The organism is Bacteroides cellulosilyticus, assembly GCF_020091405.1.
GTDB lineage: Bacteria > Bacteroidota > Bacteroidia > Bacteroidales > Bacteroidaceae > Bacteroides.
In genome coordinates this window covers 2,416,555-2,428,702 of sequence record NZ_CP081903.1, presented here as the reverse complement: position 1 = coordinate 2,428,702, position 12,148 = coordinate 2,416,555, and the positions used below count along the sequence as shown (strand labels likewise).

9 protein-coding genes are annotated in these 12,148 nt (G+C 45.0%); 2 read left to right on the top strand and 7 right to left on the bottom strand.

Features of this window, described 5'->3' with window-relative positions:
- Window positions 1–35 precede the first annotated feature (35 nt).
- Complete coding sequence (locus K6V21_RS08355) at window positions 36–2,135, top strand: TonB-dependent receptor plug domain-containing protein (RefSeq protein ID WP_224321495.1); 2,100 nt, start codon at window positions 36–38, stop codon at window positions 2,133–2,135.
- A gap of 3 nt (window positions 2,136–2,138) precedes the next feature.
- Here the strand turns inward: K6V21_RS08355 and priA are convergent, their stop codons facing one another.
- The 7 genes from priA to K6V21_RS08320 all read right to left on the bottom strand — a co-directional run bounded on the left by priA (window position 2,139) and on the right by K6V21_RS08320 (window position 11,211).
- Complete coding sequence (priA, locus tag K6V21_RS08350) at window positions 2,139–4,610, bottom strand: primosomal protein N' (protein WP_217713519.1); 2,472 nt, start codon at window positions 4,608–4,610, stop codon at window positions 2,139–2,141.
- Between the two features lie 82 nt (window positions 4,611–4,692).
- Window positions 4,693–5,253, bottom strand: a complete 561-nt coding sequence (locus K6V21_RS08345; protein WP_007212036.1) for a porin family protein — start codon at window positions 5,251–5,253, stop codon at window positions 4,693–4,695.
- Between the two features lie 76 nt (window positions 5,254–5,329).
- Window positions 5,330–6,349, bottom strand: a complete 1,020-nt coding sequence (gldN, locus tag K6V21_RS08340) for a gliding motility protein GldN (protein WP_224321494.1) — start codon at window positions 6,347–6,349, stop codon at window positions 5,330–5,332.
- Between the two features lie 33 nt (window positions 6,350–6,382).
- A complete protein-coding gene (gene gldM, locus K6V21_RS08335) occupies window positions 6,383–7,954 on the bottom strand; it encodes a gliding motility protein GldM (RefSeq protein ID WP_217713517.1) in 1,572 nt (523 codons plus the stop codon).
- Window positions 7,955–8,039: 85 nt separating this feature from the next.
- Window positions 8,040–8,765: a gliding motility protein GldL gene (gene gldL, locus K6V21_RS08330; RefSeq protein ID WP_217713516.1), complete on the bottom strand. Its 726-nt coding sequence runs from the start codon at window positions 8,763–8,765 to the stop codon at window positions 8,040–8,042.
- Window positions 8,766–8,785: 20 nt separating this feature from the next.
- Window positions 8,786–10,243, bottom strand: a complete 1,458-nt coding sequence (locus K6V21_RS08325; RefSeq protein ID WP_224321493.1) for a formylglycine-generating enzyme family protein — start codon at window positions 10,241–10,243, stop codon at window positions 8,786–8,788.
- A 14-nt stretch (window positions 10,244–10,257) separates the two neighbouring features.
- Window positions 10,258–11,211, bottom strand: coding sequence for a PorP/SprF family type IX secretion system membrane protein (locus K6V21_RS08320; protein ID WP_291533625.1), 954 nt, complete (start codon window positions 11,209–11,211; stop codon window positions 10,258–10,260).
- Between the two features lie 561 nt (window positions 11,212–11,772).
- On the opposite strand from K6V21_RS08320, the gene K6V21_RS08315 reads away from it, so the two are divergent.
- Entirely contained in the window at window positions 11,773–12,138 is a 366-nt protein-coding gene (locus K6V21_RS08315; protein WP_217713513.1) for a DUF488 domain-containing protein, read from the top strand.
- Window positions 12,139–12,148 lie beyond the last annotated feature (10 nt).

Sequence of the window (12,148 nt, the reverse complement as noted above, 5' to 3'; positions counted from 1 at the left end):
TACCCACCGGGTAACAGCTATTCCCATAAATATTTATGAAAACAATAGTGTCAATTTTGACCATACTACTATGTATGGCCAGCCCCTCCTATGCCCAACTCATTGCTAAAGATTCTACCGGAGTCATGGCTATTTCTCTGGATGAAATAACCATCCAGGCACAGTCTGTCATCGAAAAAGGCGACCGGAAAGTAATTCTTCCGACTCAGAATCAACTGAAAATGTCGTCCAGTGGCATAGACTTATTAGGCAAATTACAACTTCCCCGAATCACAGTTGATATTATGTCGGGCGAAATAACCACTTCCGGCAACGGAGAAGTACAATTACTGATTAATGGTGTTCAGGTTACTTATACAGAGATATCCTCCCTCAGCCCCGAAGATATTCTCCGCATAGAATATCACGACACTCCGGGGGCACGCTACGGAAACGCCGCTGCCGTGATAGACTATATAACCAAAAACAAAAAAGCGGGAGGCAGCATCAGCGGCGGTGCCATCCACAGCCTTAGCAGCAACCGTACCTCTATTGACGATATAGTTTCCGGAAGATATAACTATGGAAAGTCTGAAATCTCAGCCAACACACGGTATATACAACGCAAAGGAGACTGGACACGCGAGTATGACGAGCGCTTCATCTTCCCCGACAAGGAACTTCATCGCCTGGAAACCGGAGAGCCAACGCTGTTCAATAAGAAGTTGTTAACTTCCAGCCTGAGCTACAGCCTGCAGGAGAAAGGTAAATATCTCTTTAATGCACAATTCAGATATACCCTGCAAGATAATCCTGCCGGATATGAAGACCGGAAGAGCAAACTCTACACATCTGATTCCGAGATTCCGGTATCCATCTACGACCACACCAAAGAACGGAACCACCTGCCATCCCTCGATCTATACTATCAGCGAAATCTAAAGAATGACCAGCGTCTCATATTCAATCTTGTCGGCACGTACATCAAGAGCAGCAATACACGCATTCATCAGGAGAAGCAGGAAGGTATCGCAAATACAGAGTTATATTCCGATATTGCCGGAAAGAAATATTCGCTGATAGCCGAAGCTATCTATGAGAAAAAATTAGGGCAAGGAACACTGACGGGAGGTCTCAGACATCTGCAATCTTATACAGACAACCGATATGAAGGGAAAGATGCGATGGACGTCATCCTGAAACAAGCGGAAAGTTATGCCTATGCCGAGTATAAAGGTAAAATTCAGAATTGGGGATACATGGCAAATCTATCACTCAACCGTTTCTACTATAGCCAAAGGGACAACCGTAGTGAAAGATATGGCCTCCAGCCTTCTCTCTTAGTATCTTACAACCCTGTGGACAATCTGCATTTCCGCTATCATATCAATTTGAAAAACAATGCCCCTTCTATAGCCTATCTGAATGATGTGGAGCAAAGAATCGACATCTTACAAACACGCAGGGGTAATCCGAACTTAAAATCATTTCGCAGTACTATCCAGGATTTTAATGCAGTATTCAATACCGGGATTTGCAGCATTGACGCCTTGGTGAGCTATGCATACGAAAAGAATCCCATCATGGAATCTGTGATTTATGAAGAAGGGATGTTCATCCGCACTTATGAAAATCAGAAGTCCTTCCAACATCTGACAGCAGAAGTCACATTCAAAATCAAGCCCTGGAAAGATCATATCAGCCTTTCCATTACACCGGGAATCAACCGGTATATAAGTACAGGAAACAATTACCTGCACACCTATACCCTGAAGGAATTACGTATCAACCTGGATGCTTCCTATAAAAACTGGCTTTTGAACTTTATGACTATCACCCCGCCTAACCGGTATGTATACGGTGAACAATTGCTGAAAGGGGATCTGATGCATACGCTCATGATAGGTTATAAACAACCGGCATGGTCTATTATGGCAGGAATACACAATCCATTTATGAAAACTTACCGTTCCGAGAATGAGAACTGGTCTGCACTGAATCCTGTAAAATCAGATATACACAGTACCAATATGTCAAATACCATCGTTGTCAAGCTCAACTTCAATCTGAACTTCGGACGACAATACAAGGGTGCCAATAAGAGAATTCAGAATATGGATACAGATTCCGGTATTCTGCAAGGAACCAAAGAGTAGCCGTTACATTGGATCTACATCATAATAGACGATTAAAGATTTAAAACGATCCTCCGCCACCATCTCTTTCTGAACCTGCACCAACAGTTCACGGGCGCGAGCCATCGGAGCATTATACTCTATCTTGACAATAATCTTTCGGATAAATAATGTTTGTATCCGGGCAACAGGCGGTTTATCCGGTCCCAACACACGATTACCGAAGACTGCACGCAACTTGCCTGACATGGTTTGTGCCATCAAGTCAAGCAGTTGCTCGTTGCGGTTTTTCAGATAGACGTACACCAAACGATAGTAAGGCGGGTAGTGGAACATCTGACGTTCAGCAAGCTGTCCCGCCACCATCTGGTCAAAATCGTTATGGATGACCTGGGCTATAATAGGGTGATCGATACTTTTCGTCTGCAAAATCACACGTCCTCGTTTATTCTTCCGTCCGGCACGTCCTGCCACTTGTGCCATCAACTGAAAAGCACGCTCATACGAACGGAAATCAGGATAATTCAACATCGTATCTGCATTCAGAATACCTACTACACTGACATGATCAAAGTCCAATCCTTTAGAAACCATCTGTGTACCTATCAGTATATCCGTTTTCCCCTGCTCAAAATCCGCAATGATACGTTCATAAGCAGAACGGGTACGGGTGGTATCCAAATCCATACGGGCAACAGCGGCTTCGGGAAACAAAATCTTGATATCATCTTCTATCTTCTCTGTACCAAACCCACGATTGCGCAAGTCAGTACCTTCGCAAGCCGGGCACTTATGGGGCAATTGATAGGTATAACCGCAGTAATGGCAAGTCAGCTGATTCAATCCTTTGTGAAATGTCAGACTCACATCACAGTTTTTGCACTTCGGCACCCACCCGCACGTATTACACTCAATCATCGGAGCAAAGCCACGCCGGTTCTGAAACAAGATGACTTGTTGCTTTTGATCCAAAGCCTCATGAATATATTGAAGCAACAGCGGCGAGAATGGTCCGTTCATACGCTTCTTGCGATGCAACTCATGGATATCCACGGGGATAATTTCCGGTAATTGAATTTCTTTATACCGCTCTTTCAGCTCCACCAGTCCATACTTTCCGGAAGAAGCATTATGCCAGGTTTCAATAGAAGGGGTAGCTGTGCCCAGCAAGGTCTTGGCACCATACATGGCCGCCAATATGATTGCCGCATTCCGGGCATGATAACGGGGAGCCGGATCCTGTTGTTTATAGGTATTCTCATGTTCTTCATCCACAATCACCAACCCGAGGTTACGAAAAGGCAGGAAAACAGAAGAACGAACTCCAAGGATAATATCATATCCCTTTTCCGTCAGCTGCTTCTGCCAGATTTCTACACGCTCGGCATCCGGAAATTTAGAATGATAAATTCCTAAACGATCGCCGAACACCCGTTGCAGACGTTCGGTTATCTGAGTGGTAAGAGCTATTTCAGGTAGCAGGTACAGCACTTGTTTTCCCTGCCGGACAGCTTCTTCTATCAAATGAATATAGATTTCTGTTTTCCCGCTGGCAGTTACCCCATGGAGCAGACACACATTCTTGGATTGGAAGCTTCGTACAATCTCATCGTGTGCCATTTGTTGATGTTCATTCAAAGGATTAATGGGAAGAATTTCCCGAAGAACGGAGTTCAGCCGTCCCACTTCCTGTTGGTAAACTTCAAAGATATGTTTATCTACCAAGCCATTGAACACAGCCGGCGAAGCGGATGCCCGCAGCAATAGTTCTTTCTTATTAACCTCTTTGGGAAAACTTTTCAGCCCGTCACCTCCCAAAATACCGGATAATTCGATGTATTTCATCAGTAAATCCAGTTGCTTCGGAGCACGCGCCAATTCATCAAAAAGTTCTTGCAGCCGTTTTTCATTCCGTACTTCGTCCGCCAGTCGCACACGCGTTTCGGTCTTTGGCTTATAAGTCCGGCGAAGTTCTTCTTTTACAAAGATGGCCTCCTTATCCAGTAAGGATTTAATTACGGAAAGTATATTCTTGAGACCGCTGTCTTTTTCCAGTTTCGTCACACACTGTTCGGGCTCCGCAGAGAGCAAATCCAATATCTTCTGCTCACGCTCCGGCAAACGAACTTCCGATTCAAAATCCGGATTATACTCTACCATCGTCTCGCTCTCCAATTTCAGACCGGAAGGAAGAGCAGCCTTATAAACATCGCCTTGTGTACAGAGATAATAATCTGCCAGCCACTCCCAGAACTTAAATTGTTCCGGCAATAAAATCGGATGGGCATCCAATAATGCAGATACTTCTTTTACCTCATAATCCGCCGGCTCACAATAATGTACGTTACGTACAATCGCTGTATAGTACTTCTTACGCCCGAACGAAACTACCACCCGACACCCCATTTGCACCTCATCCGCCCATTCCTCAGGCAAAGAATAGGTAAAATAGCGGGGCAGAGGCAAAGGCAATATGACATCCACAAATTTCTTCATTGCGGTGACAAAGATACAATAAAAAAATAGCGTTGCCAATCAAAATCAGCAACGCTATTATATCGCAATAGATTCTATTTTCTTAGAAGAGATAAGCGGCAGATATTTGCCAAGTCTTATTCTTTGCACCGATGGCATGACCTACCTCTTTCCATTTAAAGCTGTCGCCCATCGGGAACTGATAGTTTACGCCTACTTGCAAGTGCTTGATCAGCTTCACACCGACTCCCAGATTAAGCCCTACCTGAGTTTTCTTCCGGTCAACGTTGTCCTTCTTGTCAAAATCAAAGAAGAAATCAGGACCAGCTGCAAAATAAACACCCAGCAAACTACCCAAGCCAATCGTATATTTCAGATTGATGGGAACTTCCGCTCCGATTTGTTTTACGTCACCCTTACCTCTCTGCGAGAATAACAAAGCACCATCAACACCCAGGCCTACAATAGGAATCGTAATTTCAGCCATCGGACCAATAAAGAAACCGGCAGAGTTGTCCTTGTTACCTTTATATCCGCCATCCCAGTCTATCTTTGTCAAGTTGACACCACCCTTTACACCCCATTTAATGAGTTGAGCCTGAGCAGGCATAGCCATAAACATACAGCCTACAGCTATAATGAAAGCACTAAAAATCTTCTTCATAATTCTTTTTTGTTTAAATTATCGGGACAAATATATGGATTTATTCTTAAAAAGAACAATAAAGATTCATTTTTGTTCAACGGCGTTGTCGTCGTACTGACGCCTTCGGGGCTGCTGCTTCCCGCTTAGATACCGATTGGGACTTACCTGCGGAAGATTTTGACTTTGATGAGGAAGAAGATTTACTTTTGGTTGTAACAGCATTGTCACGCCCCCTTTTCTTCGAATTAGTCTTCGCTGTTTTTATTCCCGAAGCTGTAGAAACCGAATCCGTTTCTTCTATAAGGTCCCTGCCATACAATGTATTTTCAAAATCCACCAGTTCTTTTTCAATCCGCTTCTGCTCTTTCACCATGGCGCTATCCGTAGGGCAATATTGTGACAAAGTACGATTTTGCAGATTGGTTGTTTTATAAATATCTCCTTTATATAAACGTGCCGTAAAGAAGTCATCCCAAGTACTGTTTGCCGCATTATTATAATTGCTAACGGAGACTTTTGTCTGAGTCAGATAGGGAACCAAGTCTTTATAGTTCACCCAAAACATAGGTAACTTCACTTTCTCCGAACTGAATTCTTCCGAACGATGCAACACCGGACAGATAGCCGTTATCACTGAGCCATAAGTAGAAGTACGCTGATCAAAATACCATACCTCCTTCACAAAGTAACTCAATACATCCGCTGAAGGTATATCACTATTACTGATAGACAAAACACTGTCACGGCGATTTGCCACTTTCTTCAGTTCATAATAAATTTGAAAGCGATCCAGCACATCACGGAAAGTCACCTCAGCATCTTTCTGAAGGCGCTCCGTACCATCCAGCTGATATTCATAAGCCGGAATCTTCTTTTGCGCCAGCAAACGGAACACGGTAGCGAAAAGATTCATCTTATTTCCCTGTGGTTCTACCGGATAGTATAATGCACCATTGGTATCCTTTGTCAAATCCAACGTACGATAGATTTCGCGCATCCACACCACATCCTCCGGCAAGCCAGGCGAACCCGGATATTGCCTTTGCGCCCACCCCACTGAAAGATTCAGCGCACAGAGTGTGACAGCTATCATGAGTTTCAAGGAAAGTTTCATAGTCTTATACCTTATTATATTCGATTTCTAATTTTAATTCACAATCACTTCCAACGTAGTAGGCAGCAAACGCTCCACCCCATCCGGCCCCACCGCACGAACTCGGGAAATATAGAAACGTTTACCTCTGGATAAACGGCGGAACATATCTTTCTGACGTGTAGAGAATGAAGCCCCCGAAGACACTTCCGGCACGGCATTTCCCATATTATCAAAGAAAACAGTTTCAAATCCCAGCACCCGGAAGTTGATATTCAACAAACCATCATCAATAGCAGCTACAATGCCGGGAGTATTCATCAAAATTGCTTTAGATAATCCACGCCCCCCCCGATATCGTTTAGGTGTCCCGTCTTCCGTATATTCTATAAACGGTGAAGGATCAGGCAACTGGCGCACACGATAAGTATAATCCCCCATCGACTGCGTACGTCCGCCAACGGATGCCATCACACGAATCACTACATCTTTACCGATAGTCGTAGGATGAGCAATATACCCGTTTCCGGCACGATTCAGAGTTCCGTTTCCATTCACAATACTTGCCTGTACCTGTCCCCCCGGCACTCCGGGAACAGAAATACTGATCGGATTATCATATCCGGCATAGAGTACATTCATCATTGTAGCAGAAACCGTAGCAGTAGGTTCCACCACCGTATATTTCTGTGAGAACTCTCTGCGAAGCACTTCGCCATTCCCTTGCGCCAACTCCAGATAACCATCCAAAGAAAACTCCCCTGTACGGTTACAAACAGTTTCGAACCATCCTTCGGCATTATCCGGTTGCTTTTCACCGGCTATGTAAATAGAAGGGCGCTGGGTAGAATCCACAGCAGCCAGAATGACACGGGCACTGTACGTACCACCACGCACCACATTCTGAGAGGTAGGAATGACATAAGCCTGAAGTTGATTTACACGTACATCCTGCACATCGGTATTCTGCGTCAGCAAATGCAATACTTCACCTTCGGCATAGCGCACATCACTTTGCAGTTTGGTTAATAGGGTGACAGCCGCGGCCACCGGAGTATTTTCAAAGATATATTCCTGCCAGTTTTTTCCGGCTGCTGATGCCTTACGCGGTACTTCGGTACCCAAATTATCACGGATAATCTTCTGTTGTATCGGATCGGTAACAAGAGTCAGAATATTTTCCCGGTATTGATTGATGCGGTTGAACAGCGCTTTGCCCTGTCCGCTACCGGGTGCAAGCATCACAAAAGAAGCAGCTTCCAAGTCTTCTTTATTGGAGATATTGGCAACATCCCCATTCTTGCCATCCGCTTCCTTCACAATGCGTAGTTTCAATTCATCCACATAGGTATAGAGCGAATCGGACATATTCTTCACACGTACTGCTTTCTCAAACCACGGTCCTATTTTCTCAGGATTACGTTCGTTGGCACCGGCAAGCCCGTCATACAGCGATTGATTCTGCACGGTAGAATTTGCCGTTGTACGGGAAAGACTTTCATCTACCAATGAAAAACCATTCAGCACATCCGACGAAACGTTGAGCGCCAGCATCGCCATCAAGACGATATACATCAGGTTTATCATCTTCTGACGCGGAGAATCCGGGTTGGTATTCAGAGACATGAGGCTATTTACTATTTAGCAATTTACTATTTACATCTTGGCTATACGATAGCTTTAACTCCCACCCTATCGCTTTACCACTTTATCACTTAACCTGCACAGCTTGCAACATGCGGGCATAGACAGCATTCAATTCTTCTATCTGACGCGCCATCTTACGGGTTTGCTCATGCACCTGATCAATTGTATTGATCTGAGTGCTGGCACTGCGAAGCTGCATCTCATAGATAGCATTGATACCTGCAAGATTACGGTTTAAGGCACTCATCTGCTCAGCATCATGTGAGAGAGATTCAGCCTGTGCCGTAAAGCGCGAAAGCATTTCTGTCATTTCTTTCAGTTGGGCTATGTAAGCCTGCGTAGTTTCTTCCATTTCAGGAGTAAAAGCAGGAGCCGGAGTTCCGGGTGAATAATGATTCGCTCCTACAGTCACTGATACCGGCTGATTTGAAGAAGAAGATTGTCCTTTATAAGAATCATTCGCCCATCCGTCAGCATTGCCGATTGCAGCATTGCCGGTTATAGCATCTCCCACCACAACAACACCAGCGGATGGGGTTGTCTCCGTCTGTCTTCTCGGCAAGTCAAATGCAGAAATGAAAAATACCAGAACTTCCGTTCCCATCCCAATCCATAACATCAGATTGGCACCGGGCAAGTGCGTCAGTTTAAACAATGTGCCTGCAATAACAATGGCAGCACCCCAGCTATAGGCATAATTCATAATGACCTTGCCACGGTAACTCGCCATAAAGTCCTGCAACTTTTGCCCGAAATCCCTCTTTTTATTTACAGTGTCTTTCTCCATCATCTTAGCATTTTACCATCTTATCATTTTCCCTTCTTATTATATCCCACTTGCGTACGTACACAACGGAACCCTACATACGAGCGTTGTTCATTCTGATACTCCGCCGTACGGGCATCCGAACGGATAAACGCGTTCACATCTTTCCATGAACCTCCACGCACCACTTTCTTTTTCAACGCATACGGGTCATCCGGTGCGGCATTATACTGAATATCCGGATTGATGTCACTTGCTTGCAAAACTCCGGACTCGGTATAAGCCGTCGAAGTCCACTCCGCCACATTACCTGCCATGTCATACAATCCGTTCGAATTAGGCGTATAAGCCCCCACACGGGTTGATATCAGATTGCCGTCTTTGGTGTAATTTCCTTTACCCGGCTTATAGTTTGCATTGTAGCATCCCCGGTCATCCTTCGTTTCTTCACTGTCCTTCCAGGGATATTTGTTGTCTTCTCGGCCTCGTGCGGCAAACTCCCACTCCGCCTCAGTCGGCAGACGGTAGCGCTGGATATACTTCGCCTGCCCGCGCAGACCTGCAAGCAGATAGTTCGTGCGCCAAGCACAGAATGCATTCGCCTGTTCCCAACTGACCCCCACCACCGGATGTTCGTTGTAACTGGGATGGTTGAAATACAGACGCATATACTGCTCATTATTCGCGTTCGGGAAGTCATTCACCCAACAGGTCGTATCGGGATAGATATTCACAATATAACTATTCAGGAAATCCCATTCGCTGGACAACGGACGGGTAATGGTACGGTTCACAATCCGCCCTTCATCATCAATGTATGCCGTATCCTTTGTTATCATAACCACTTCTTCCGGGTTTACCTGTATATCGGTGTTCTTGACACGTTCGGAAGGATTCAAGCGATTGTGGCGCTTGGCTGCCTCAGCATAATCATAAATCTCATAATAATAATTCATCTGACCGGCATCCAGCATCAGCGTACCGTCGATAGGATGACGTTTATATACGCTCTCAATAGCCATCTGCTCATCTTCTGTCGCCCGCCTCCAAGGAATAGGCTTCGACCAATTCAGATAAGGTTTGATAGGATTTCCTTCCCGATCTTCTTCTATCTTATATAATTCATTACCGCCATAAGCAGGATCTGCCAGGCGCTCGCGGATAATGGAGTCGCGCACCCAGTTGACAAACTGTTTATATTCGGCAACGGTCACTTCGGTATCGTCCATCCAGAAAGACTCTACCGAAATCTCCCGTGAAGGAACGATTGTTCCCCACAAGCTATCCTGCTTGTCAGGTCCCATTTTCACCGAACCGCGTTTCACCAGCACCATACCGTAAGGCGCGGGTTCATTCCATGCCACGGCACTGGCGCCTATCACCTCCCCGCCCCGCATGGAACTGTTGCCCACCGTCCCCATGCACGAAACCAGCGAACCGAACAACAATAACGCTGCCCCGTACCATGCATGAATCACTTTCATTCCTTTATTCTTTTTCATCGTTCGTATATCTCTTACAAAATCCGTACACTCTTATGCAAGTTCCGGCTTTTCTTAAATACATTCAAGTCCAATGCATACCTTATCATCAGGTCGTGGCTACCACTTGCGGCACCTATTTTCGAGGTAAAGCACTCATAAGCATATCCCAATGTCACGCCCTGCACGGTCAGTCCGAAGCTGAACGTCACCGAGGTGTCAGGTGAATACGTCAGTCCTCCGCTAAGTACTTTAGAGCGGTAGGTATAGAACAACCGTCCCGTCACGTCCAGTCGTGTAGAAATAAAATCACTTTGCAACTGCATAGAGGGCTGTATGGAAATTAACGGATTACGTGTCTGAATATTGTATCCACCTGTCAAATAAACGATAGGATGTATTTTAATTTGGCTTTTTTCTCCCAGGGAGATGCTGGGAGCCGTCAGGTGATGGGCGGAAAAGGCTGCATAAAATTTGGGATGTGAGTAATAAGCTCCCAGGCCGATATCCACGGCCGTACCGCTCTCTGCCGTAGTGGGGAAAGCCTCATCGTCTGTTTCATCACCAAGATTAATATCGGAAGGGTCAAAAGAAATGTTTAGCATACCTACCTGCAAACCAATGCCCAGCTTACCTTTACGGATTTTCATCTGATAGGCATACTGCCCCCAGAAGCGTTGGTTGCGGAACAGACCGATAGCTTCATTAAAAAAGCCCACACCGGCACCCTGTTGTTTCTTGAACAGGGTAAAAGGCATATCCGCACCGAAATACATCACCCGCGGAGCACGGGTGAAGCCCATCAGTTGCATGCCGTACGAACCATAGATGTTCAGTTTATTATCCGTCTGTCCTGCCCAGCCGGGATGATAATAGCCCGGCACCGCCCAGTATTGACTAAAGCGCGCGTCAAACTGTGCCCGTACTTCTGCCATGCAGAGGAAGAGGCACAGCAAGATTGTATATTTCAAGATAAAACAGTATCTCATCAGTATAAGAACTGATAAAACAAGAAAAAATTGTGTAAGGCGGAAGCTAAAAAAAAGAAGGCAAAGAGTATGGTTCAACATTCTTTCATCTTTCAGCATCACCCTGTTCATAGGTATTCCGGCTGAATCTTCCACCTGAAGGGCAGAAAAGTGCTTTCAGGATTATCCTTAGCTGTTCCTTTCATTATCCATTGCATTCCACGAGAACAATACACCTTAACGCTTGTGTCTTGACATCTTGAAGGTATATATTAATAACTGCAAAGCCTAATTATTCAATTAACCCACTGGAGTTGTTCGATTGAATGACTCCAGTGGGTTAATCAACCGACTCTAGTTGTTCAATCGAACAACTAGAGTCGGTCTTTTTCAAAACGCCGTGTACCATACTCTATGGCAGGAAGATTTCCCTATACAAAACGCTATCATTCAGCTGAACCAGAGCAATCCAATTTATCATAATCTCCCGAACATTCCTCCACAGATAACTGTAGTATATACAAAACATCCCCATAACTCTGTGGAGAATGAAAGAAGTATCGTAATATAGAGGATAAAGTTATGACACAGATTAAAATCAAGCGAGTGTATGAAGACCCCGAACCTACAGACGGTTACCGTGTATTGGTAGACCGCCTCTGGCCCCGGGGCATGAAGAAAGAACATTTGAAATATGATGCCTGGGAAAAAGGAATCACCCCTTCATCCGAACTAAGAAAATGGTTCCATGAGAATCCCATAGGAAATTGGGAAGGCTTCTCAGCCATGTACCGTAAAGAACTGGAAACATCGGAGGCAGTACAGGATTTCCTCACAAAAATCAAATCCTATAAAACGGTTACTTTGCTATATGCATCCAAAGAGCCTGTCCGCAACCATGCCCGCATCCTGCAACAGTTTCTTGAAACACATCTTGGAGAATCGTGAATATTCACTA

Excerpts from the sequence above, each read along its gene's own strand:
- gldL (WP_217713516.1), bottom strand. The coding sequence starts at position 8,765 with ATGATGGAGAAAGACACTGTAAATAAAAAGAGGGATTTCGGGCAAAAG.
- K6V21_RS08345 (WP_007212036.1), bottom strand. The coding sequence starts at position 5,253 with ATGAAGAAGATTTTTAGTGCTTTCATTATAGCTGTAGGCTGTATGTTT.
- K6V21_RS08315 (WP_217713513.1), top strand. The coding sequence starts at position 11,773 with ATGACACAGATTAAAATCAAGCGAGTGTATGAAGACCCCGAACCTACA.
- gldN (WP_224321494.1), bottom strand. The coding sequence starts at position 6,349 with ATGAAACTTTCCTTGAAACTCATGATAGCTGTCACACTCTGTGCGCTG.
- K6V21_RS08325 (WP_224321493.1), bottom strand. The coding sequence starts at position 10,243 with ATGAAAAAGAATAAAGGAATGAAAGTGATTCATGCATGGTACGGGGCA.
- gldM (WP_217713517.1), bottom strand. The coding sequence starts at position 7,954 with ATGTCTCTGAATACCAACCCGGATTCTCCGCGTCAGAAGATGATAAAC.
- K6V21_RS08355 (WP_224321495.1), top strand. The coding sequence starts at position 36 with ATGAAAACAATAGTGTCAATTTTGACCATACTACTATGTATGGCCAGC.
- priA (WP_217713519.1), bottom strand. The coding sequence starts at position 4,610 with ATGAAGAAATTTGTGGATGTCATATTGCCTTTGCCTCTGCCCCGCTAT.
- K6V21_RS08320 (WP_291533625.1), bottom strand. The coding sequence starts at position 11,211 with ATGAGATACTGTTTTATCTTGAAATATACAATCTTGCTGTGCCTCTTC.